Source organism: Pseudomonas sp. GM80 (genome assembly GCF_000282515.1).
In the GTDB taxonomy this organism is placed as follows: Bacteria; Pseudomonadota; Gammaproteobacteria; order Pseudomonadales; family Pseudomonadaceae; genus Aquipseudomonas.
Genome location: NZ_AKJD01000095.1, coordinates 1 through 24,397 on the forward strand (window position 1 = coordinate 1; position 24,397 = coordinate 24,397).

Genomic DNA, 24,397 nt, shown 5'->3' on the forward strand with positions numbered 1-24,397 from the left:
AGCAGTCGCAAATCCGCCAGATACGGTTTACCTGATGATCCGGGCCAAAAAGTTCGGGGCTGCCATGCAGCCCATCGGGGATAAATCCCCTCACCACAGGGGTTGTGGGAATGTTTTGGTTTAGCCGGCAACCACGAAGATGATGATCGGGCCGCACACAGCCAGCAAGACGTTGGAAATGGCGTAGCACACGGTGAAGCCGATCACCGGGGTGTTGCTGCCCGACTGTTCGATGATCTTGTTCATCGACGCCGCTTCCGTCTGTGCGCCGGCCAGAGCGCCAAACAGGATCATCGGGTGCAAGCGCAGCACGTAGCGGCCGAAGTACAACGCCACCAATGGCGGCAAGATCGTCACCACCGCGCCAGACAACAACAACGCCAGGCCCTGCTCCTTCATCGCGGCAAACGCCGCTGGCCCGGCCAGCAAACCGACCACGGCGCCGAATGCGGTCAAGCCAAACTCGGAAAACGCCCACTGCGCCGCCGGTGGCAACGCGCCGATTTCCGGGTGGCGGGAGTTGTACCAGCCGATCACCAATGCGGCGACCAGCACCCCGCCGCCGATGCCCAGTTCCACCGGAATCATGCCGACGTGCGTCGACAACAACCCCAGCAGTGAACCGAGCACCATGCCCAATGTGTGCATGGCGATATCGCTTTTGTAGTTGTTCTTGCGAATCCGTCCAAGACGCTTGGCGATGGCTTCGACACTGGCCGTGCGCCCGGTCAACGTCAGCACGTCACCACGGCGTAACACCGTGTTGGGCAGCAAGGGCAGCTCGTAGCCCTGACGGGAGATGGTGTTGACGAAGCACCCCAGGCGCCCATCGCTGGCCAATCGGGTTTTCGCTTCATGAATGGTTTTGCCGGCAAACTCCGCCGAGGTCAGCACGATGTCCACTTCGCGCGTCGGGAATGACAAGGACTCGGGATGATCGATCTCCGGTCCGACCCAGTGACTCAGCGTGCCCACCGCATCGCGCAAGGCATACACGCCCACCACATCGCCGGCCATCAGGACGAAGTGTTCATCGCGCTCGATGATCTGCCCGGCGCGCACCACACGTTCCACCGTCAATGAGTCATGCAGCTTTTCAAAATCGACGATGCGCTGACCATCCGCCTGGCCGTTACTGGCGACCTGATGCGCCCGAACCACAATGCGCGTATAGGGCACGGTGATCGCCTCCTCTTCCTTGGCGATGCCCAGTTCCAGCTCCAGTTCACGCGCTGATTCACGCAGGTTCACCCCGAGCAATTTCGGCGCGATGCTGCCGACAAATACGATCAGGCCGATGGTGCCGAACAGATAGGTAATGGCATAGGCGATTGCCATGTGGCTATTGAGCTGAGCCTTGGCCGCGGCATCAATCGTCAGTTGATTGATCGCGCTGGTCGCGGTGCCCATGATCGCCGTGTCGGTCAGCGCGCCCGCGCCTAGCCCGGCGGTAAATCCGGCGTCGAAATCGAACACCGAGTACATCAGCAAAATCGCCCCCAGCGCCGTCGCGCACAGCACCACCGAAAGCAGCACCAGTTTCAGCGTGCCACGATTGAGGCTGCCGAAAAACTCCGGGCCACTTTTGAAACCGACGGCGTAGATGAACATCACGAAAAACACCGACTTCAACCCCGCCGGCACTTCCAGACCGATCTGGCCGATCAGCAAGCCCATCAGCAACGCACCGGCCACCGAGCCCAGGTGAAAACTGCCGATGCGAATCCGGCCGATAAACACCCCCAGGGCAATCGCCAGAAACACGGCGATTTCCGGGTCAGTGCGTAAGGCGTGGAGGATGAATTCCTGCATGGGGCGAACTCCCTATGAACGGCGGTCACTGATCCTTCGGTTCTTGAGCTGGCGCGGTGTACCACTTGTCCCTTGGTACCCATTTCTCTTGTTGTGGATCGCCCAGATAGTGCGGCGACATGATTTGCACGCCGTACTCGTTGAATACGTCCTGAATATTGGCGTGGAGCATGCTCAGCAACACCGCACGGGGTCGCGGCTGGCTCGGGATCGCCTGTGCGACCAATCGGTACTCGGGATAGAAGTCCGAGAGTGCCGTCTGGAACACCTGCGCCGGCGGGTCTTCGAGAATCCCCGGCGTACGTTGCGCCGCCTCCAGCAACATCGCCTCGACCTGGCGCCAAGGTGTGTCGTAACCGATGGTCACCACGGTATCGACCACGTAGCCCGGGCCCTGCACGGTGCGCGAATAGTTTTTGGTGACCGTGCCGGTGATCATCGAATTGGGCAGTGTCAGCACTTCACCCAGACCGGTACGAATCCGCGTGGTGAACATACCCAGTTCGGTGACCGTGCCTTCGTATTCGCCGATTTTGACGAACTCGCCGGGGCGTAACGTGCGTGTGTAGGTGAGGATCAAACCGGCAGCGGCCTGCCCGACCACGCTGGTGGCGCCGAGGGAAATCATCAGGCCGATCAACACCGACAACCCCTTGAACGCATCTGTGCCCGCTCCCGGCAAGTACGGATAAGCCATGGCCAGCGCAAACAACCAGATCGCCAGCGCGGTCAGGCGTTGGGTCGGTTGCAGGGTTTCGTGATTGAGCCAACTGAAAGTGCCCGGCGTGGCCATACGGCGCAGAATTCTCCGGGTGAACGCGGTGACACCACGGGCGATAAAGAAAATCGCCAGCGCCACGCCCAGTCCGGGAATCGCCCCGACAATGCCTTGCAACAGATACCCGGCCAGCTCGAACAGGTAATTGTTGAGGCTTTCGCCCCACGGCCGCGTATAGGGAAAGCGCGACAGGACAAAACCCAGCCATTCATAGGTCAACAGCAAAATCACCAGCCAGCGCAGCAACAGCAGCAAGCGGCTGACCAGCGGATAGAGGAAGTTGGAATCGATCAGTTGCACCCGGCCGACCTTCAGCGCCTGGGTGTGGCGATCCATCAGCGCGGGGAGTTTGGCCAGCAACTTGCGGCGCAGATACGCCAGGCACCACAGCAACACGAGGTAAACCAGCGTGGCCACGGCAGCCAGCCCCAGTGAGCGCAGGATCATCTGCAGGTTGCGCGCTTCACGGGTTTCAGTCACCACCTGACGCAGTTTCTCCGCTGCGCCTTCAGCGGCTTGTTGCACCGAAGAGTATTCGAGGCTGTCGATGTCGTTGGGTGCGACGATGAAGGCACGCTTGTCGCCGATCAGCACCATATAACTGTTCTGGATCGCGTCGGTGGTGATGTTCAGCGCCGCATCTTCATCCAGCGCCTCGCTGATGACCATTTTTGCCCGTTTGACCCGCGAGGCCGGTGCTTCCCCCAGAATGGTCGCGCGAAACAGCATGATGCTGCGGTTGGCGACCTTCAGCTCTACCGCTTCGCCCGCCGTTTTTGCCCCGTCATCGACCGCCCAGCCGAGCCCGCTCCAGAGCGCCGCGAACACCACTATCCAAACCGCCAGCAGCCTGCTTCGCATGCGCCTGTTTCCTTACGCCCAAGTGTCAGAGAGGGATACGTAAGCCAGCGTAGTTGAGCGATGAACGGTTGTCAGATTCCCGCCCGCCAACAAGTGTCACGGCAAATTTTCTCGGCGGGTGTCGTCCAGTACCTCGGTGACATCGGCCGGTTGATAGACCCAACCGATAAACAGTTCATAGCCCACCGCGAGGATCACCGGGCCGGTGAACAGGCCGATGATGCCGCTGGTGACCATGCCGCCGAGTGCGCCGATCAGCACCACCGGCATTGGCACCGCCACGCCGCGCCCCAGCAGCATGGGTTTGAGCACGTTGTCGGAGAGCCCGGCAATAATGATCCACACCGTAAAGATGACGGTGCTGGCACTGACGCCATCCTGCGCAAAAACATAGATCACCACCGGCACGGTAATCAGTAGAACCGGCAATTGCATGATGCCCAGCAGCAGCACCATCAACGCCAGAATGCCGGCGGCCGGAATGCCCATGATCACCAGCGCGACACCGATCAGCAGCATCTGGATAAACGCGATCCCCACCACGCCTTGCGCCACGGCGCGAATGGTCGAAGTGCACAGCTCGGCGATTTGCGGCCCGCGTACCGGCCCGGAAATCCGTGTGGTGATCGCTACGGCCGTGCGGTGCCCACGCTCACCGTTTTTCATGATCAGGCCGGCAACGATCAAGGCCACGACAAACACCACAATCCCCGCGCCGACACCGGCCGCTTGGTGCAGCAGCACTTTGCCCCAGTTGCTCAGGTGCGGCGCCAGCTCTTTGAAGGCCCAGCTCAAATCCTGCGAGGCATGCTGCCAGATGCCGAACAGCGGCGCGCCAATCAATGGCCAGCTCTCGACGCTGGCCGGTGGCGGCGGAATCTCGAATTGGCCCGCCTCCATCGTGTGCATGCCGACCTTCACTGAATCGGCAACCGAGGCGCCGAGCAGGCTCAGCGGCACCATCAGAATCAGCAGCCCGAAGAGCACGAGAATAACCGCCGCCCAACCGTAGCGATTGCCCAGTTTGCGTCCCAGTGTCTGATTCAACGGATACAGGGTGATGGCCAGAATCAGCGCCCACAGCATGACGTTGAGGAACGGATGGAAGATGTCGAAGCAAAACAATACCAGGGTGGCGATCAGCCCCGCGCGGATCAGCACGTCCAGCAGCGCTCGGGAATTGTTGAAGACCAGCAGCGGTTTTTCTTCCATAACGATTCTCCTGAGGGAGCCTTTGACCGGTTGGCTGAGCCTAGAACACATCTGAGGGATCGGCGGTTTTTCGTCACCTTGCGAGGCGCCGCACGGAACAAACGACTGCGCTGACTGGTGCATGGGCCAAAGCACGTCTAAAACTGATGCAGGTCCATTTATAAGGAAGTACCGGATGAAAACCACGCACTCCCTGATCATTCTTGCGTTGGCGGGCAGTACCGGTCAGGCGCTGGCGGGCGGTATCGATCTGTATGAAGCGGGCCAGGAAGGCGCAGGACTGGCCAATGCCGGATCGGCCGCGCTGGCCACCGACCCCAGCGTGCTGATGAGTAACCCGGCCGGGATTGCCGCGCTCAAGGGCACGCAAGTTTCGCTGACCGGTCAGGCCGTGCTCGGAGGTCTGGGCTTTGATCGCGACAGCGACAATGACTTCTCCGGCAACGAGGGCGGCAATCCACTGCCGATCCTGCCGGGCACCAGTTTCTTTATCAGCCACGAAATCAATGACCGTGCCAGCATTGGTTTCGGCATGTATGGCAACTTCGGTCTGAGTGTGAAGTACGACGATGACTGGGCCGGCCGTTACTTCAGCCAGGAATCGACGCTGATCGGCATTTCGATGCAACCGACCTTTGCCTACAAGATCACCGATGACCTGTCGATGGGCATTGGCCCACGCCTGGTCTACGGCTACTACTACACAAAAATGGCCATCGACAATAACGCCTTCCTGCCGGGCACGCCGTTTCAGGAAGATGGCAAGTTGCAGTACAAGGACACCGACATCGGCACTGGCATCAATCTCGGCCTGCGCTATCAGTTGAATGAGCGCACCACCGTCGGCCTGGCCTATACCAGTAAAGTCAAACTGGAATTCAAGGACTCACCTTCCGTTCATGGCATTCGCAATCCGCTGCTCAATCTGGCGCTGTCGCGGCTGGACGTTGACGAGCTGGAAATCGACATGAACATCCCGCAGACCGCGACCCTGAGCATTGCCCATCAATTGAACGAACAATGGACGTTACTGAGTTCGGTGAACTGGCAGGACTGGAGCGACTTTGCCGACATCGGCGTGTCGGTAGACTCAGCCGCAGGTGATGTCTCTCGTTCGGTCGACCGCAAGTATCAGGACACCTGGCACCTGTCGATCGGGGCGCAAAACCAGATCAGTCCGAAACTGCGCTGGAACATGGGCGTGGGTTACGACAGCTCCGCCGTCAAGGATAAGGATCGCACCGTCGACAACCCGATGAACGAGACCTGGCGGCTGGCGACCGGGTTGAGCTACAAACTGGCCGAAGACACTGACATCAACCTCAATTACACGCTGGTCTGGCTGGGCGACATGGACGTGCAGCAAACCAAGCGCAATGGCCAGTCGCTGTCAGGGAGTTATCCCAACAGCGCGCTGCATATTGTTGGTGGTGGCGTGACGTGGCGATTCTGATGCAGTGGCATTCCACTGCCATGCACACGGAATCCTGTGGCAATGAAGCCCTTGTGGCGAGGGAGCAAGCTCCCTCGCCACAGTTTTCGCCTCAGCGCTCCAGCATGCCGTGACACAACAGGTGCAGAACCCCGCGCATGTGCAAGGCATGCGCAACTCTGTCCGGGGTTTCCTGTGTTGCCAGACGAATGAACGCCATGTTCGCGTACTGGTTGAACAGCGTTGCCACGACGTCGAGATCAATCGATTCGCGCACCTTGCCGGCCTGCTGGAAATGCAGAAGCAGCGCCTTGGTCTCTTCAATCACCGCCGCGTTCCATGGACTCATCGCTTCGGCCAGTTCGCCAGTGAGCAGAAACGGTGCCAGCTCCCGCCACAGCGAGGCCGGCATTGCTTGTAGCTGGTAATCGGTCATCAGCCCTTCAAACGTGCACAGCGCCTCCAGCGGATCGCTGGCATCGTCGAGATTTGCCCGCGCCTCGCGCATGGCTTGTTCGTCAGGTTGCTTGAGCAACGCCAGCAAAATCTCCTGCTTGCCGCCGAAGTAATTCACCACCGTCGGGGCGGAAACGCCGGCCTGTACGGCGATCTGTTCCAGCGTGGTAGCCGCGAAGCCGTTGCGCTTGAACAACTCGAGCGCCGCTGCGGCGATAACTTCCCTGCGCTGCTCTTTCTGCCGCTCTCTGAGTCCGCTCATGTTGCCTCTGATGATCCTTGCCAATGGCGCCCAGCCTACGGGGATATTTTTTCACCGACAAATTTTTTCTTTACAAAAATATTTTAAGGTGACAAAACTTTACTCGTGCAGCGTTGCACTCACTCGCTCAATGTCCCGGAGATCCGCCATGTCCGCCGAATTCGATTCAACCCGCACTACCCGCGATTACCAAGCCGCTGACGCTGCCCACCACATCCACGCGTTCGTCGATCAGAAGGCTCTCAACGAGGAAGGCCCGCGGGTAATGGTCAGCGGTGATCGTCTGGCACTGTGGGACAACGACGGCAATCGTTATCTGGACGGCATGTCCGGTCTGTGGTGTACCAATCTTGGTTACGGGCGCAAGGATCTCGCCGCTGCCGCGACCGCGCAGTTGGAACAACTGCCCTACTACAACATGTTTTTCCACACCACCCACCCGGCGGTGATCGAGCTGTCGGAGTTGCTGTTCAGCCTGCTGCCCAAGCACTACAGCCACGCGATTTACACCAACTCCGGCTCTGAAGCCAACGAAGTGCTGATCCGCACGGTGCGCAAGTTTTGGCAGGTGATGGGCAAGCCCGAGAAGAAAATCATGATCGGCCGCTGGAACGGCTACCACGGCTCGACCCTCGCGGCGACGGCGCTGGGCGGCATGAAATTCATGCACGAAATGGGCGGCACTATCCCGGATGTGGCGCACATCGACGAGCCGTACTGGTTTGCTCACGAAGGCAACCTCAGCCCGGAGGCGTTCGGCCTGCAAGCGGCGCGGCAACTGGAAGACAAGATTCTTGAGTTGGGCGCGGACAAGGTTGCCGCGTTTGTCGCCGAACCGTTTCAGGGTGCAGGTGGCATGATCATTCCGCCGGCGACGTACTGGCCGGAGATTCAGCGCATCTGCCGTAAATACGATGTGCTGCTGTGCGCCGACGAAGTGATCGGCGGGTTCGGCCGCACCGGCGAATGGTTCGCGCATCAGACCTTCGGCTTTGAGCCCGACACCTTGTCGATCGCCAAGGGCCTGACCTCGGGTTACATCCCTATGGGTGGCCTGATTCTGTCGCGGCGCATGGCCGAGGCGCTGGTGGAAAAAGGCGGTGTGTTTGCGCACGGGCTGACCTATTCCGGCCACCCGGTGGCGGCGGCGGTGGCGATTGCCAACCTCAAGGCGTTGCGCGATGAGGGCGTGGTTGCGCAAGTGAAGGCCGATACCGGGCCGTATCTGCAGAATTGCCTGCGCGAAGTGTTCGGCAATCACCCGTTGGTCGGTGAGATTCAGGGCGTTGGCCTGGTGGCCGCGTTGCAGTTTGCCGAGGACAAGGCCAGTCGCAAGCGTTTTGCCAATGAAAATGATATTGCCTGGCGCTGCCGTACGATTGGCTTTGAGGAGGGTTTGATCATTCGCTCGACGTTGGGGCGGATGATCATGGCGCCGGCGTTGATTGCCACACGCACGGAGCTGGATGAGTTGATCGACAAAACACGGATTGCCGTGGATCGCACGGCGCGCGAGTACGGCGTCCTCTAATACCCATGTAGGAGCTGCCGCAGGCTGCGATCTTTTTTAAAACAACATCAAAAGATCGCAGCGTGCCGCAGCTCCTACAGGTGTCCGCCCGGCCGTTATTGGCGGACAAATATCAATCCTTCGTCACCGCGCAATACCCATGTAGGAGCTGCCGCAGGCTGCGATCTTTTGATCTTGTTCTTGAAAACAACATCAAAAGATCGCAGCGTGCCGCAGCTCCTACAGGTATGCGCCCGGCCGTTATTGGCGACCAAAGATCAATCCTTCGTCACTGCGCAATACCCATGTAGGAGCTGCCGCAGGCTGCGATCTTTTGATCTTGACCTTAAAACAACATCAAAAGATCGCAACGTGCCGCAGCTCCTGCAGGTGTCCGTCCAGTAGTTATTGGCGGACAAAGATGGATCGCGGCGATTACTCCGTGCGCCGCTTGGTGTTAAATAGGCGCCAGTCTTAACCTTGTCGCTTAAAGCCGTGCAACGAGAACCGATATGAACACCCCTTCCAAGAAAAGCACCCACATTCAAACGGCGGTGACCGCATGATCGAAGTCACCGAAGTGTCCATTGCCCAACTGCGCGCAGCACTGGAGTCCGGCCAGACCACCGCCGTTGAACTGGTGCAGGCCTACCTTGCACGCATCGACGCCTACGATGGCGCCGATACCCCGACCGCGCTGAATGCCGTGGTGGTACGCAATCCCGAGGCGCTGAACGAAGCGCAAGCCGCCGACGCCCGCCGGGCCAAAGGCGAAACCCTTGGCCCGCTCGACGGCATTCCCTACACCGCCAAAGACAGTTATCTGGTCAAGGGCCTGACCGCCGCGTCGGGCAGCCCGGCGTTTGCCGATCTGGTCGCGCACCGCGACGCGTTCACCATTGAGCGCCTGCGCGCGGCCGGGGCGATTTGTCTGGGCAAGACCAACATGCCGCCGATGGCCAATGGCGGCATGCAGCGCGGCGTTTATGGTCGCGCCGAAAGTCCGTACAACGCCGATTACCTGACCGCGCCGTTTGCGTCTGGCTCGTCCAACGGTGCCGGCACGGCGACGGCGGCGAGTTTTGCCGCATTCGGTCTGGCCGAAGAAACCTGGTCGAGTGGTCGTGGCCCGGCCTCGAACAATGGCCTGTGCGCCTACACGCCGTCGCGCGGTGTGATTTCGGTGCGCGGCAACTGGCCGCTGACGCCGACCATGGACGTGGTTGTACCTTACGCACGAACCATGGCCGACCTGCTGGAAGTGCTCGACATCGTTGTTGCCGAAGACCCGGACACCCGTGGCGATCTGTGGCGCCTGCAACCGTGGGTGCCGATCCCCAGCGTCAACTCCGTGCGCCCTGCCGCTTACGCTGAGCTGGCAGCCGATGCCAAGGCGTTGGCCGGCAAGCGTTTCGCCGTGCCGCGCATGTTCATCAATGCCGACCCTGAAGCGGGCACCAGCGAGGCGCCGGGCATCGGTGGCCCGACTGGCCAGCGCATCAACACCCGCGAGTCGGTGATTGATCTGTGGAAACAGGCCCGTCAGGCCCTCGAAGCTGCTGGTGCCGAAGTCATCGAAACCGACTTCCCGCTGGTCTCCAATTGCGAGGGCGACCGTCCGGGCGCACCGACTGTGTTCACCCGGGGCCTGGTGTCGAAAGAGTTTCTCCACCACGAACTGTGGGACCTGACTGCCTGGGCGTTTGACGATTTTCTGCGCGCCAACGGCGATCCGAAACTCAATCGTCTGGTCGACGTCGACGGGGCGAAGATCTTCCCGCACGAACCGGGCACGCTGCCCAACCGTGAAGGTGATCTGGTGGCTGGCATGGACGAATACGTGCGCATGGCCGAGCGCGGCATCACTCCGTGGAATGAGATTTCTACAGTGCCGGACGGCCTGCGCGGTCTGGAGCAGACCCGGCGTATCGACCTCGAAGACTGGATGGATAAGCTGGGCCTCGACGCCGTGCTGTTCCCGACGGTCGCCGATGTGGGCCCGGCGGATGCGGACGTCAATCCTGCGTCTGCGGACATTGCCTGGAGCAACGGCATTTGGGTGGCCAATGGCAACCTCGCGATCCGCCACCTCGGCGTGCCCACCGTCACCGTGCCGATGGGCGTGATGGCCGACATCGGCATGCCGGTCGGTCTGACCTTCGCTGGCCGCGCCTACGACGACTCGAGCCTGCTGCGCCTGGCCGCCGCATTCGAGTCAACCGGCAACAAGCGCCAGATCCCGCCCCGCACCCCGCCATTGTCGTAACGCGGTAAAAAGGTGTGTCAGTCAACAAAAATGTTGCCTGACACACCGCCATCGCTGGCAAGCCAGCTCCCACAGGTTTCTTCCTCATTCAACCAAGACCCTGTAGGAGTGAGCCTGCTCGCGATGGCGGTGAATCAGCTTGGATGAATGTGGCTGACACACCGCCATCGCGAGCAGGCTCACTCCTACAAGGGATTGTGCGTGGCCATTGATCTTGAGCCCCCCCAGCTGGCTTGCCAGCGATGGCGTCAGCACTGCCACAGCAAGTCAGCACATGGGCTCAATCGCGTTCCCTGAAACTTCACGATCATCCAGGTCACCTTAATTGCTGCTGGCCACTGACCATGATCGACCGCGCCCCCTCGCGCCTTACCTTGCTCGCGCTGCTCTGCGGTTTGAGCGCAACGGCTGCCGCTGAAGGTTATCTCGATGACGCCAAAACCGAAGTGCTCAGCCGTAACTTCTTCCTCAGTAACGACTACCGCTCGCCCTCACCCTCCGGAAAAAACTACAAACAGGAATGGGCTCAGGGGTTTATCGGCACCTTCTCATCCGGTTTCACACCGGGAGCGGTTGGTTTCGGCATCGACGCGCACGCCTTTTACGGCTTGAAACTCGATGGCGGCAAAGGCCATTCCGGCACGGGGCTGCTGCCGGTGGACAGTGACGGGCGCAGCGAAAATGACTATTCCAGCGCCGGCGGTGCCCTCAAGTTGAGGGCCTCACGCACCACCCTCGCTTTCGGCGAAATGACCGTGGAAACCCCGGTCTTCGACACCTCAGACAAACGCCTGCAACCGGAATACGCCACAGGCTTTCTGCTCAACAGCCGCGAGATCGACAATCTGAACCTGGTGGCCGGCCACTTCACCGCGTTCAAAAATCAGGACAGCTCATCCGGCAAAGGCGACTTTTACGGCTATGGCGCCAATACCGAAGCCGGCGGTATCAGCTTTATCGGCGCCGATCTGTTCCCTGACAGCGCTTTCGGCGGCGCGCTCTACGCCTCCGACCTGAGTGACACCTGGCACCAGTACTACGCCAATCTGCATTTCAAACAATCCGGCGTGTTGCTCGATGCCAACCTTTATCACACCCGCGACACCGGCCGAGCGCTGGCTGGTGCCATCGACAACACTGCGTTCAGCCTGTCCGGCAAATACGCCTTCGGCCCTCATGCGCTGCTGCTCGGCTGGCAGCGCATCAATGGCGACACGCCGTTCGATTTCGTCGGCGGCGACTCGATCTACCTCGCCAACTCGATCAAATACGCCGATTTCAACGGCGCTCACGAACGCTCCTGGCAAGTGCGCTATGACCTCGACTTCGGCGCCTTCGGCATCCCCGGTCTGGGCTTCATGACCCGCTACGTTTCCGGCAGCCACATCGACGGCACCCATGCGCCTCAGGGCGGCGCCTACAACCCGTTTGGTGCCGACAGCGGTGAGTTCCAGCCGCAGCAAGGCGATGGCGGCAAACATTGGGAGCGGGATATTGATTTGAAATACGTCGTCCAGTCAGGCACGGCAAAAGACTTGTCGGTGCAGCTCTCCCACGTCAGCCACCGCGCCAATGACGCACAGGCCGGCGATGACATCGACCGCATCTACGTGGTGATCCAATACCCATTGGCGTTCTGAAAAACCCGCCTGAATCTATGGCGTCTGCGTGGCTTCATCGATGTTTTCCAGCCAGAGCGGGTCGATCAGATTGCCGCCATGTTCCGGCTTCATCTCGACCTCTTCGTGTTCGATCAGGCCCTTGTGATTGAAGTAGACGATGTAGCGCGTAAAACCTTCCGGAAAGTGCTTATCGGCATAGAGCGTCGCCCCGGCGGGCAGCACGTAGCGGGTGCCGTCGCCATCGATTCCGCCGATGTACAAGGGTTCGGTGGTTCTGATCATGGGCATGCCGCGCGTCGCCGAGGCGTGTGTCACCGCGAAATAAAGCCACGCCGCAGCATTCGCGCACACCAACAGAATGAAAAAAAGCACTGTGCTTCGGGTTGTACTTCTCAAGCGAATCTCCGGCAGTCCATTGTCAGGATTGGCGGATATTACCAATGTAGGCGCCGCCGCAGGCTGCGATCTTTTGATCTCGCAAATATGGCGGAAGGCAGCCGGAGTCGAACCTGCCCGGGAACGGATGCCGTCCCCAACCGGGTTTGAAGCCCGGCCGCGCCACCGGGCGCGATTGCCTTCCTTGAATTCAGTGCGCGTCGGCGCTGGCCAACGCGTTGTCGTAGCGGATTTGTCGTGATTCGCCGCTGCGCCGGGTCAGGCCGATACGGTCGAAGTATTCGAGGAACTGAATACAGCGTTTGCGTCCCAAGCCTAGCGCATCGCGGAAGGTTGTCACCTGGATCTGCGGATTTTCCTTGGCGAGATTGAGCAACACGTCGACCATTCGGCGCAGTTGCACATCACTCAAAAACAGGTCGCGCACCACTTGATGCATCAGGCCCAGCCGCGCCAGTTTGCGCAGCAGCAGGCGCACCACCGCGTCGTCCTGGCCAAGCGCTTTGGCCGCGTCACGCACCCACGGCGGGTCGAAGCCGCCGTGGTCAAACACCGGTTGCAGTTGTTGCCAAAGCATTTCGTCCTCGGCATTCAAACGTACCTGATGATCCGGCAGGTGCAGCCACGGGCCGCTGGCGGTGATCGCGCCGGTGTCGCGCAATTCGTCGAGCAGGCGGGTGAACGTCGAACGTTCCAGCGGCAACGCACTGAAGCGCCTCAGACGATCACGGTCCGGCCCCATTTGATCGGGCTCCAGCGCATGAAACTTGGCCAGTTGCTCCAGCAGGGTGAATTTCAACTGCCCCCAGCGCTGCACGTTGAACAGCACCGGGCCTTGACGGGTGTCGATCAACCGCACGTTTTCCGGCAGCGCCCACGTTGAACGCAGGCGATTGAATTGACGTTCCAGCCGTTGCGGATCAAGACCGCCCGCGCTGTGATCAACCAACACCGGCAATACCTGTTCGAAGCTTTCGCTGCTGGCCAGGGCCTGAAGTTGCGCCAATCGTTCGGGACTGCGGCGCTGTCGGGCCGGGGCAAACGGGTCGAGCACCCGGCCGCCACCGAGGGTGCGTTGCGCGCTGGAATCGCGCAGGATCAGCCGATCGCCCTGCACCGCGTGAACCGGCGCGTTGATCAGCAGTTGCGCGAACATGCGCGCGCCGGGACTCAGGCGCGATCCTTCGAGCAACGCGACTCGCGCGATGACATCCTGCGTGCCGAGGTGTACGTGGACGGGGTGAAAATGTTCGAACGTGCGCTCGCCGGGCAACAGCTGGAATTCGATGTCGATGCGCTGAGTCGGTGCATATAGCCACTCCGCCAGCAGCCATTGGCCGCGATGGATCTGCGCCAGTTCAAGGCGTTCACCGCTGAGGTTCAAGGCAACCCTCTGCCCGGCGAAGGCCTGCTCGGCAGTCTGGTTCTGCGCATGCAAGCCGCGCACCCTGACCGATTTGCCGGACGGTGCGAGTGTGAGTTTATCGCCCACTGAAACCTCACCGGCCAACGCCGTGCCGGTCACCACAATCCCGGCGCCGGCAACGCTGAACGCACGGTCGATGGCCAGGCGAAAACCACCCTCGTGACTGCGCACCTGCACGTCACGTTGCACCTGCAATAACGCCTCGCGCAGCTGATCAACGCCCTGCCCGCTGACGCTCGAAACAATCACGATTGGCGCCTCGGCGAATGGCCCGGCTTCCAGCAGATCAAGCACCTGGCGCTGAACCTCCTCCACCCTGCCCGCCTCGACCCGGTCACATTTGGTGATCGCCACCAGCGCCCGGGGAATGCCGAGCAATTCGACAATCGCCAGATGTTCGCGGGTCTGCGGCATCACGCCGTCATCCGCCGCGACCACCAGCAACACCAGATCAATGCCTTGCGCGCCAGCAAGCATGTTGTGGGTGAATTTCTCATGACCGGGCACGTCGATAAACCCGGTGAGGCCCGCCCCCGGTTCGAGTTCGGCATAGAGATAACCGAGGTCGATGGTCATGCCGCGCTCGCGCTCCTGCGGGCGGCGGTCGCCGGATTGCCCGGTCAGGGCTTGCAGCAGCGACGTCTTGCCGTGGTCGATGTGCCCCGCCGTGCCGACGATCACCGATCGACCTGCAAGTGTGGCAACTGCGCGAGCCACGCCGGCTCATCGTCGAGTTGGCGCAAGTCCAGCCACAGCGCATCGTCGTCGATTCGCCCGAGCACCGGGATCGGCAGCCCGCGCAATTGGGCTTCAAGATTCAACAAGTAACGCCCGCGCAAACGCTTCGACACCTGCGGGCGCATGCATAGTGCCGCGCTCGGCAAGCGTGCCACCGGTTGGCTGCCGCTGCCGATCATGCCTAAGGCGTGCACGGCGCTGACCGTCCAGGTTTCCCCCAGCACGTCAGCCAGCGCCGGTTGCAAGCGTGAGGCTTGCGCGAAGATATCGGCTTGCGGTCGGGTCAACAGGCGCAGACTTGGCAAGCGTTCAGCGAGGCGATCCGGATCGCGGTACAGCCCCAACACCGCTTCCAGTGCCGCCAAAGTCAACTTGTCGACCCGCAATGCGCGTTTCAGCGGGTTTTTCTTGATCTTCGCGATCAGTTCTTTGCGCCCGACGATCAGTCCCGCCTGCGGCCCACCGAGCAGCTTGTCTCCGCTGAAGGTGACGATGTCCGCGCCATCGAGCAATGCCTGGCGCACCGTCGGTTCTGCCGGCAGGCCCCAACGCGTCAGATCGAGCAGACTGCCGCTGCCCAGATCCTCCAGCAGCGGCAAGCCATGCCGATGGGCCAACTCGGCCAGCTCGGCCGTGGGCACCCGCGCGGTAAAACCTTCGATGCTGTAGTTGCTCGCGTGCACGCGCATGATCAAACCGCTGCGTAGGTTGATCGCTGCTTCGTAGTCTTTGGCATGGGTACGATTGGTGGTGCCGACCTCATGCAGACGCACGCCGGCGCGGGCCATGATGTCGGGGATGCGAAACGCGCCGCCGATTTCGATCAACTCACCGCGCGAGATGATGCCTTCTTTGCGCGCGCCCAGACTGTTGAGCGTCAGCAGCACAGCGGCGGCATTGTTATTGACCACGGTGACGGCTTCGGCGCCGGTCAGTTCGCGGATCAGGCCTTCGATCAGATCATCGCGATCGCCGCGTTTGCCGCTGGCCAGATCGAATTCCAGATTGAGCGGATATCGCGCGGCCATTTGCACCGCTTCGATGGCTTCGTCGGGCAACAACGCGCGGCCAAGGTTGGTGTGCAGCACCGTGCCGGTCAGGTTGAACACCCGGCGCACGTTGCTGCGCTGCTGCTGCGCCAAGCGTTCGCCGACGCGGCCGGCGAGTGCTTCGGGGCTGATTTCGATGGCTGACAGTTGCCCGTCCAACACGCCGGAGCGCAATTCATCGAGCAATTGCCGCAAACTGGCCAACAGCGACTCACGTCCGTAGCGCTCAAGTAACGGCACGCACGCCGGGTGACGCAACAAACCATCAATGGAAGGTAACCGCAGGGACATCAGCCACTCCTGGAGACAGATCACTGCGCCAGAGTGTAGACGCTCAGATCATTCGTCTCCCGGAGCCAGCAACAGATTCGGTGCCAGACGCTGATAACCGTCCTGGGCCAGACGCATGTCCAGAAGCAGACTGCTCAAATCGCCCGACAACGCCTCCGCATCGGCATCGTTTTCCAGATACACCAGTTTCAGATAACTGTTACAGCCCGGACAGACCTCCGCCCTTATCGGCGCTTGATTGGCGGCATGGCGATCATCCTCAAGGCTGAAATAGTCCAGGCCCTTGCTCGACTCGCAATACACGCATTTGACCCGCACCACATGCCATTCGCAGGCGCACAAAGAACAGACCAGATACCGCAAACCGTTGTGCTTGCCGCGATGACGGATCACCCCGGCCATCGCCGGTGAACCACAGGCCGGGCATTGGCTGAGGCTGTCGCCGGGTTTCAATTGCAGATTCGGCGCACTGAGGAGCCAGTGACTCCAGGCCGTTTGCAGTGCTGCGCCGAGGAACGGCACCAGTTGCGCCGGCACCATTGAATATTGGCCGCTGACCAACGCCACGGCCCACGAACGTAACTGGCCGGTACCGGCGACCCGCAACGTCGTCAGCGCATCGACCACGGCAGGCTGCTCATCAGGGACATAACGTTGCAACAGAGCCGCAAGATACGCCTGCCAGGCGTCTTCGCGGATCAACGTATCGGCGGCAAATGGCGGCAAACCATGCTGCTGACACGCCTCGATGCGTTGCTGATCAAACGGCGCCGTCAGCGGCGGATCGTCGAATATTTGCTGCTGCACCCGACACAACCCGGCGATCAGTCGCAGGTAATCAGCCAGCGCATGCCCTTCGGCCATTTGCTCCAGCCGTTGCGCGCGCAAGGTGAACAGATTATGCGGCGGCAGATGCAGAAACGGCGGCGAACTCGCCGCCGCCTCGATTTCCCCAGGTTCCAGAATGGTTGGCAAAAGTCAGCCCTTTTTGGTGATCGGTCGCTCCGGCACGTCCGGGTTGCGTTCATCGCGGGTGATCTCGCGATACCACAGTTCATGGTGTTTCTTCGCCCAGGCGCGGCTGACCCAGCCGTGCATCATCGCGTCGACCGAGCCCTTGATCCACAGCCCGGCGTAGATGTGAATGATGATGCTCAGCACCAGAATGAAACCGGCCAGCGCGTGCAACAGCATTGCCCAGCGAATCACGGTGATGCCGAAATACGCACTGAACCAGGCGCGCCAGATCACCAGCCCGGTGAACAGCAACCCGAGCATGCACAGCAGTAAAGTCCAGAACAGCAGCTTCTGCCCGGCGTTGTATTTGCCCACCGGCGGCACGGTTTCTTCATCGTTGACCAGCACCCGATCGATGCGTCGCAACCATTTGCCGTCGTTGCTGATGAAAAAATTCGCCCGCCAGAAATTCAACACCAGACCGAGGAACAACACGAACATGAGCACGCCCATGTAAGGATGCAGAATCCGCGTCCACGGCCCGCCGCCGAACAGGTTGCTCAGCCAGAACAGCGACGGATGAAACAACGCCAGCCCGGACAGCCCGGCCATGAAAAACAGGATCGCCACCAGCCAGTGATTGGTGCGCTGGTTGGCGGTGTAGCGCAGGATCGTCTTGTTGCTCATGGCCGGTCCTCCCCGCGTGGATCGAAGGTGTGTACCGCCGGGTCAACGACATGCACCGAGGTGTCGGGTGGTGTTGGATGTTCATCCTCTTCCACCCGGTTGGGACCGATGCGCACGTAATGGAAGAACCCGGCCAACACCGCCGCGCCCATGGCCAACAGACCCAAGGGTTTGCTGATGCCTTTCCACAGGCCCACCAACGGACTGATCGCCGGGTCCTGCGGCAGGTTGGCGTATATCGTCGGCGTATCGGCGTGGTGCAGCACGTACATCACGTGCGTGCCGCCGACGCCTGCCGGGTCATACAGACCGGCGTTTTCGAAACCACGGCTTTTCAGGTCGACGATGCGCTCGGCGGCATGTTCCTTCATGTCTTCCTTGGTGCCGAAGACGATGGCGCCGGTCGGGCAGGTTTTTACGCAGGCCGGTTCCAGCCCGACTGCGACCCGATCCGAACACAAGGTGCATTTGTAGGCCTTGTGATCCTTCTGCGAAATGCGCGGGATGTTGAACGGGCAACCGGTGATGCAATAACCGCAACCGATGCAGTGATCCTGATCGAAATCGACGATGCCGTTAGCGTGCTTGATGATCGCGCCGGGGCTCGGGCACGCCGCCAGGCAACCGGGCTCGGCGCAGTGCATGCAGCCGTCCTTGCGGATCAGCCATTCGAGGTTGCCGGCGTCGGTTTCGTGCTCGGTGAAGCGCATCAACGTCCAGGTTTCTGCGCTCAAATCCTGCGGGTTGTCGTAGGTGCCGTGGTTGTGGCCAACCTCGTCGCGCAGCTCGTTCCATTCCGAGCAGGCGACCTGGCAGGCCTTGCAGCCGATGCATTTGGTGGTGTCGATCAGCTTGGCCACCGCCTCCTGATTCCTCACCGACGGCGGCACGGTGGTGGTGGCCGAGCGGGCAATGATGTCTTGGCTGGCCATTTAAAGATTCTCCATCAGAGCTTCTCCACGTTGACCAGGAATGACTTGGATTCCGGGGTCTGTGTGTTGCCATCGCCGAGGAACGGCACCAGGGTGTTGGTCAGGTAACCGTGACGCGTCAGGCCGGTGAAACCCCAGTGCAGCGGGATGCCGATCTGATGCACGACCTGGCCGTTGACCTGCAACGGCCGGATTCTTTTCGTCACCACTGCCACCGCTTCGATAAAGCCGCGTTTGCAACTGACGCGCACCCGATCTCCGGCAGCAATGCCCTTCTCTTTCGCCAGCACTTCGCCGATTTCCACAAACTGCTCGGGTTGAGCAATCGCGTTCAACTTGCAGTGCTTGCTCCAGAAGTGGAAATGCTCGGTGAGCCGGTAACTGGTGCCGGCGTACGGGAAGTCCTTGGCCTCGCCGAGGGTTTCCCAGACCGAATCGAAGATCCGCGCCGCCGGGTTGCTGGTGGCTTTCTTGTTTTGCGGGTGCAACGGGTTGATGCCGATTGGCGTTTCGAACGGCTCGTAATGCTCGGGGAATGGGCCTTCGTTCATCTTGTCGACGGCGAAGAATCGCGCCACGCCTTCGGGGTTCATGATGAATGGGTTCATCCCGGCTTCTGGTGGCACGTCGGCCTTGTAGTCCGGCACGTCGGTGCCACCCCAGGCCTTGCCGTTCCACCAGACCAGACGTTTTTTCGGGTCCCATGGTTTGCCGGACACATCGGCCGAAGCGCGGTTGTAGAGAATCCGCCGATTCGCCGGCCACGCCCACGCCCAGCCCAAATGCTGGTGCATGCCATACGGATCGGCATTGTCGCGCCGCGCCATCTGGTTACCGGCCTCAGTCCAGCTACCGGCGAAAATCCAGCAGCCGGACGCGGTGCTGCCGTCATCCTTGAGCAAACCAAACCCGGCGAGTTGTGAGCCGGCCTTGACCGCGACGCCAGTGGCATCGGTGAAATCGGCGACAGCGCTGCCGTTGATTTCCTTCGCCAGTTCCTCCGGCGAAGGCTCGTCGGGGATCTTGTACGGCCACGTCAATTTCAACAGCGGATCAGGGAATTTGCCGCCCTCGGCCTGATAGCGCTTGCGCAGGCGCAGGAACATCTCGGCCATGATGCGAATGTCGGTCTGCGCTTCGCCCGGGCCATCGGCGCCTTTCCAGTGCCATTGCAGCCAGCGGCTGCTGTTGACCAGCGAGCCGTCCTCTTCGGCAAAACAGGTAGTGGGCAGGCGAATGACTTCGGTCTGGATGTCGGCGCTTTTCACATCGTTGTACGGCCCGACGTTGTGCCAGAACTCCGAGGTCTCTGTGGCCAGCGGGTCCATCACCACCAGCCATTTCAATTTCGCCAGGGCACCCATCACGCGGTTTTTGTCCGGCAGCGCGGCGATCGGATTGAAGCCCTGGCAGAAGTAGCCGTTGACCTTGCCCTGGCTCATCAGGTCGAACATTTTCAAGACGTCGTAATTGGGAATGTCGAGTTTCGGCAAATGGTCGTAGCACCAATTGTTTTCGGCAGTGGCGTTGGCGCCGTACCACGACTTCATCAGGCTGACGTGGAATTTGCTGTAGTTCTGCCAGTAGGACAGTTGGCCCGGTCTAAGCGGAACCTGCGTGCGCTTGTGGATGAACTGACCGTAGTCCTGCTCGCTGTCCTGACCCAAAGTCAGATAGCCCGGCAGTGCATTCGAGAGCAAGCCAAGATCGGTCAGGCCCTGAATGTTCGAGTGACCGCGCAAGGCGTTGACCCCACCGCCCGGCATGCCGACGTTGCCTAAAAGCAGTTGCACCATCGCCGCGCTGCGGATGATCTGCGCGCCGATCGAGTGCTGGGTCCAGCCGAGGGCGTAGAGAATCGTCATGGTCTTGCCCGGAATCGAGCAGGTGGCGATTTCGTCCCAGATTTTCTGCATGGCATCGACCGGCATCCCGCAAATCTGGCTGGCGAGGTCGATGTTGTAGCGGCTGTAATGCACCTTCATCAATTGATAGACGCAGCGCGGGTGTTGCAGGGTCGGATCGACTTTGGCAAAGCCGTCGTCGCCCATCTCGTAACCCCAACCGGATTTGTCGGTGTAGCTGCGCTTGGCCACGTCGTAGCCGCTGAAGATGCCGTCTTCGAAGCCGTAGCCTTCTTTGACGATGAACGAGACGTCGGTGTAATTGCGCACGTACTCGTGCTGGATTTTGTCCTCTGTCAGCAAGAAATTGATCAGCCCGCCCATGAAGGCGATGTCGGTGCCGGTGCGGATTGGCGCGTAGTAGTCGGCCACCGAAGCGGTCCGGGTAAAACGCGGATCGACCACGATCAGCCGCGCAGCGTTGTGCGCTTTGGCCTCGGTCACCCATTTGAAGCCGCACGGATGCGCTTCTGCTGCGTTGCCACCCATCACCAGGATCAGATTCGCGTTGGCGATATCGGTCCAGGTATTGGTCATGGCACCACGGCCGTACGTCGGGGCAAGACTTGCCACCGTCGGGCCGTGTCAGACACGCGCCTGGTTATCGAACCCCAGCATGCCGAGACTGCGAATCACCTTCTGGGTGATGTAACCGGCTTCGTTGGACGCCGCCGACGCGGCGAGGAACCCGGTGGTCAGCCAGCGGTTCACCGTTTGCCCGTTGGCATTTTGTTCGATGAAGTTGGCGTCGCGGTCGGCTTTCATCAGGTCGACGATGCGGTCGAGCGCCTCGTCCCAACTGATCCGCGTCCATTCACTGCTGCCCGGTTTGCGCGTTTGCGGGTAAAGCAAACGGCCGGGGCTGTGAATGAAGTCGAGCAGGCCTGCGCCTTTCGGGCAGAGGGTGCCGCGGTTGACCGGGTGGTCGGCGTCGCCCTCGATGTGAATGATGCTCTGCGCTACGTTCTTCGCAGTATCGCCCTGGCTGTACATGATCAAACCGCAACCGACCGAGCAATACGGGCAGGTGTTGCGGGTTTCATGGGTGTGGGCAAGCTTGAAGTGGCGCACCTGCTCGGCGAAGGCTGGCGTCGGGGCCATGCCCAACGCGCCCAGGCTCGAGCCTGCAAGGCCGATACCGGCGACCTTGAAGAACTGACGACGGCTGAGATCCATCGTGCACTCCTGATCAGGTGGAACCCGGTACTTGTGCCGGGTTTTATCTGGACAATCACGGTTGCGGCAAGCGTCTGCCGACCTTTTCACTGTAGACAAAGACCACACGATCCGTGTGAAAACCGACCGTCGGCCGCATGTCGGCACTCCCACTAACAACTGCAATCCCTGTGGGAGCTGGCTTGCCAGCGATCGCGGTTGGTCAGTCACCTACATTATTGGATGTGCCGACGCCATCGCTGGCAAGCCAGCTCCCACAAGGTTTTGTGTGTTCCCGTAGGGTCATGGGTTTATCATGGCCGGCAGAATCAACCCGCCTTGACGAGACCGCGCATGACTTTCGATTTTGATCAGCTATTCGACCGCCACAACACCGGCAGCACCAAATGGAGCCGCTACCCGGCCGACGTGTTGCCGATGTGGGTCGCTGACATGGATTTCGCCGCGCCACCGGTAATCATCGAAGCACTGCAACAGCGCCTGCTGCACCCGCTGGTGGGTTACAGCGTGGCGCAGGACAACTTGCGCGAAGCGATCGTCGCTGACCTCTGGGCCAAGTTCGCCTGGAAGGTCAAGCCGCAGGAGTTGATCTTCCTGCCGGGCGTCGAGTCCGGCTTCAACATGGCGCTGAAGGCGTTGGTGCAACCGCAACAGAACGTTGTGGTGCAGGTACCGAACTATCCGCCGCTGCGTCATGCACCGGGGCATTGGGGTTTGAACAAGGTCGAGCTGGAGTTCGACGCGCAGGCGGACGGTACTTATCTGACCTCGCTGGACGCACTGCGTGAATCGCTGAACGGTGGTGGCGCCCTGCTGCTGAGCAACCCGCACAACCCGATCGGCAAAGTATTTGGCCGTGAAGAACTGCAAGCCGTGGCGGATATCTGTGTGGCGCAAGACGCATGGATCATCTCCGACGAGATCCATGCCGAGCTGTGCTTCGACGGTCGCACGCATATCCCGACCGCTTCGCTGAGCCCGGAAATCGCCCGGCGCACCATCACCCTGATGTCCGCGAGCAAGGCTTACAACATCGCCGGCCTGAAAACTTCGTTCATGATCATCCAGGACGCCGCCCTGCGCGAACGCGTCAACCACGCGCGTTGCGGCATGGTCGACAGCGTCAACCCGCTGGGCATGGAAGCGACACGCGTGGCGTATAGCGAAGGCGCGCCGTGGCTCGCAGCGCTGAAAATCTACCTGCAGGCCAATCGCGACTGGCTGGTTGAAGCCGTGCGTAGCCGTTTGCCGGGCGTGACGATCAATGTGCCGCAGGGGACTTATCTGGCGTGGTTGGATTGTTCGGCGCTGGATCTGGACAACCCGCAGCAGTTCTTCCTCGAACAGGGCAAAGTCGGCCTCAGCGCCGGTGTGGATTTCGGTGACCAGCACCAACAGTTCGTGCGCCTGAACTTCGGCTGCCCGCGCTCGCTGCTGGAAGAAGGCATCGCCCGCATGGAACGCGCCCTGACTCACCGCGATACCTGAAATCACCACTAAACACTGTGGGAGCTGGCTTGCCAGCGATAGCGGTCTGACATTTAGCATGGATGTCTACAGATACGCCGCCATCGCTGGCAAGCCAGCTCCCACAGGTTTTTCATCTGTCTGCAAGACCGTCGTAAATCCGATCGAACTCACGGCAAACCATCCGGGTCAACCGCCCATACCTGCCCTGAGACCTCGGAGACCCGCGATGACCGACTATCCAAAACCACCCTTCCCCGCACAAGCCCAAGCCGTTCCCGGCTCGCAACGCAAAATGGAGCCGTACCCCGATTGCGGTGAGCAAAGCTATGTGGGTTCGGGGCGTCTAGCCGGCAAGATCGCCCTGATCACCGGGGCTGACAGCGGTATCGGCCGTGCAGTGGCGATCGCCTTCGCCCGTGAAGGTGCCGATGTTGCAATTGCTTATCTGAACGAGCATGAGGACGCCAAAGAAACCGCACGCTGGGTTGAACAGGCTGGGCGCCAGTGCCTGTTGTTGCCCGGCGACATTGCCCAAAAAGCCCATTGCCAGGCCTTGGTCGACGACACCGTCGAGCGCTTCGGCCGCATCGATGTGCTGGTCAACAACGCTGCGTTCCAGATGACCCACGAAAACTTCGATGAAATCCCCGACGAGGAATGGGTGATGACCTTCGACGTCAACATCACCGCGATCTTCCGTCTGTGCCAGGCGGCGATCAAACACATGCGCGCCGGTTCATCGATCATCAATACCAGTTCGATCAACTCCGACATGCCTAAGCCCACCCTGCTCGCCTACGCGACGACCAAAGGCGCGATTGCCAACTTCACCGGTGGTCTGGCGCAGATGCTCGGGCCCAAGGAAATCCGCGTGAACTGCGTGGCACCGGGGCCGATCTGGACGCCATTGATCGTCTCGACCATGCCCGACGAGGAAGTGCAGAACTTCGGTGCCGAAACCCCGCTCGGCCGCCCAGGCCAGCCGGTGGAAGTGGCGCCGATCTACGTGCTGCTGGCCTCGGACGAAGCCAGCTACATCACCGGCCAGCGCTACGGCGTGACCGGCGGCAAACCAATGCTCTAACACCAATCGATGTAGGAGCTGCCGCAGGCTGCGATCTTTTGATCTTGTTTTAATGGGCAAGATCAAAAGATCGCAG

At 60.7% G+C, this 24,397-nt stretch carries 17 protein-coding genes and 1 tRNA gene; 6 read left to right on the forward strand and 12 right to left on the reverse strand.

Features of this window, described 5'->3' with window-relative positions; all coding sequences use genetic code 11:
• Window positions 1-120: 120 nt before the first annotated feature.
• From aspT to PMI37_RS16290, 3 genes are all read right to left on the reverse strand, one after another.
• Window positions 121-1,812, reverse strand: coding sequence for an aspartate-alanine antiporter (gene aspT, locus PMI37_RS16280; RefSeq protein ID WP_008082714.1), 1,692 nt, complete (start codon window positions 1,810-1,812; stop codon window positions 121-123).
• Window positions 1,813-1,837: 25 nt separating this feature from the next.
• Window positions 1,838-3,451 carry a mechanosensitive ion channel family protein gene (locus tag PMI37_RS16285; RefSeq protein ID WP_008082716.1) on the reverse strand — a complete coding sequence of 538 codons (1,614 nt, stop codon included), beginning with the start codon at window positions 3,449-3,451 and terminating at the stop codon, window positions 1,838-1,840.
• Window positions 3,452-3,547: 96 nt separating this feature from the next.
• A complete protein-coding gene (locus PMI37_RS16290) occupies window positions 3,548-4,663 on the reverse strand; it encodes an AI-2E family transporter (RefSeq protein ID WP_008082718.1) in 1,116 nt (371 codons plus the stop codon).
• A 175-nt stretch (window positions 4,664-4,838) separates the two neighbouring features.
• Between PMI37_RS16290 and PMI37_RS16295 the strand changes: the two genes are divergently transcribed.
• On the forward strand, window positions 4,839-6,116 hold the full coding sequence (locus tag PMI37_RS16295) for an OmpP1/FadL family transporter (protein ID WP_008082720.1): 1,278 nt from the start codon (window positions 4,839-4,841) through the stop codon (window positions 6,114-6,116).
• Window positions 6,117-6,207: 91 nt separating this feature from the next.
• Here the strand turns inward: PMI37_RS16295 and PMI37_RS16300 are convergent, their stop codons facing one another.
• Window positions 6,208-6,813 (reverse strand): TetR/AcrR family transcriptional regulator, encoded by a 606-nt coding sequence (locus tag PMI37_RS16300; protein WP_008082721.1) that lies wholly within the window; start codon window positions 6,811-6,813, stop codon window positions 6,208-6,210.
• Window positions 6,814-6,961: 148 nt separating this feature from the next.
• Between PMI37_RS16300 and PMI37_RS16305 the strand changes: the two genes are divergently transcribed.
• The 3 genes from PMI37_RS16305 (at window position 6,962) to PMI37_RS16315 (ending at window position 12,229) form a co-directional block, all read left to right on the forward strand.
• Window positions 6,962-8,344 carry an aspartate aminotransferase family protein gene (locus PMI37_RS16305; protein WP_008082724.1) on the forward strand — a complete coding sequence of 461 codons (1,383 nt, stop codon included), beginning with the start codon at window positions 6,962-6,964 and terminating at the stop codon, window positions 8,342-8,344.
• A gap of 541 nt (window positions 8,345-8,885) precedes the next feature.
• Entirely contained in the window at window positions 8,886-10,589 is a 1,704-nt protein-coding gene (locus PMI37_RS16310; RefSeq protein WP_008082726.1) for an amidase, read from the forward strand.
• A 344-nt stretch (window positions 10,590-10,933) separates the two neighbouring features.
• Entirely contained in the window at window positions 10,934-12,229 is a 1,296-nt protein-coding gene (locus PMI37_RS16315) for an OprD family porin (protein WP_008082728.1), read from the forward strand.
• Window positions 12,230-12,244: 15 nt separating this feature from the next.
• Here the strand turns inward: PMI37_RS16315 and PMI37_RS16320 are convergent, their stop codons facing one another.
• The 8 genes from PMI37_RS16320 to fdnG all read right to left on the reverse strand — a co-directional run bounded on the left by PMI37_RS16320 (window position 12,245) and on the right by fdnG (window position 21,767).
• On the reverse strand, window positions 12,245-12,499 hold the full coding sequence (locus PMI37_RS16320) for a hypothetical protein (protein WP_157173092.1): 255 nt from the start codon (window positions 12,497-12,499) through the stop codon (window positions 12,245-12,247).
• A 196-nt stretch (window positions 12,500-12,695) separates the two neighbouring features.
• Window positions 12,696-12,791: transfer RNA gene (locus PMI37_RS16325), tRNA-Sec, on the reverse strand.
• A 6-nt stretch (window positions 12,792-12,797) separates the two neighbouring features.
• Window positions 12,798-14,714, reverse strand: a complete 1,917-nt coding sequence (selB, locus tag PMI37_RS16330) for a selenocysteine-specific translation elongation factor (protein ID WP_008082732.1) — start codon at window positions 14,712-14,714, stop codon at window positions 12,798-12,800.
• Complete coding sequence (gene selA, locus PMI37_RS16335; RefSeq protein WP_162130781.1) at window positions 14,711-16,114, reverse strand: L-seryl-tRNA(Sec) selenium transferase; 1,404 nt, start codon at window positions 16,112-16,114, stop codon at window positions 14,711-14,713. Before selA ends, selB begins: the two co-directional genes overlap by 4 nt.
• A gap of 45 nt (window positions 16,115-16,159) precedes the next feature.
• Window positions 16,160-17,086, reverse strand: coding sequence for a formate dehydrogenase accessory protein FdhE (fdhE, locus tag PMI37_RS16340; protein WP_008082736.1), 927 nt, complete (start codon window positions 17,084-17,086; stop codon window positions 16,160-16,162).
• Window positions 17,087-17,089: 3 nt separating this feature from the next.
• The gene (locus PMI37_RS16345; protein WP_008082737.1) at window positions 17,090-17,755 is read right to left on the reverse strand and encodes a formate dehydrogenase subunit gamma; all 666 of its coding nucleotides are present in this window, start codon (window positions 17,753-17,755) and stop codon (window positions 17,090-17,092) included.
• Complete coding sequence (gene fdxH / locus PMI37_RS16350; RefSeq protein ID WP_008082738.1) at window positions 17,752-18,687, reverse strand: formate dehydrogenase subunit beta; 936 nt, start codon at window positions 18,685-18,687, stop codon at window positions 17,752-17,754. Before fdxH ends, PMI37_RS16345 begins: the two co-directional genes overlap by 4 nt.
• A 14-nt stretch (window positions 18,688-18,701) precedes the next feature.
• The gene (fdnG, locus tag PMI37_RS16355; protein ID WP_157173093.1) at window positions 18,702-21,767 is read right to left on the reverse strand and encodes a formate dehydrogenase-N subunit alpha; all 3,066 of its coding nucleotides are present in this window, start codon (window positions 21,765-21,767) and stop codon (window positions 18,702-18,704) included.
• A 333-nt stretch (window positions 21,768-22,100) separates the two neighbouring features.
• On the opposite strand from fdnG, the gene PMI37_RS16365 reads away from it, so the two are divergent.
• Together PMI37_RS16365 and PMI37_RS16370 are read left to right on the forward strand one after the other, a co-directional pair.
• Window positions 22,101-23,255 (forward strand): MalY/PatB family protein, encoded by a 1,155-nt coding sequence (locus PMI37_RS16365; RefSeq protein ID WP_008082745.1) that lies wholly within the window; start codon window positions 22,101-22,103, stop codon window positions 23,253-23,255.
• Window positions 23,256-23,463: 208 nt separating this feature from the next.
• The gene (locus PMI37_RS16370) at window positions 23,464-24,321 is read left to right on the forward strand and encodes a glucose 1-dehydrogenase (protein WP_008082746.1); all 858 of its coding nucleotides are present in this window, start codon (window positions 23,464-23,466) and stop codon (window positions 24,319-24,321) included.
• Window positions 24,322-24,397 lie beyond the last annotated feature (76 nt).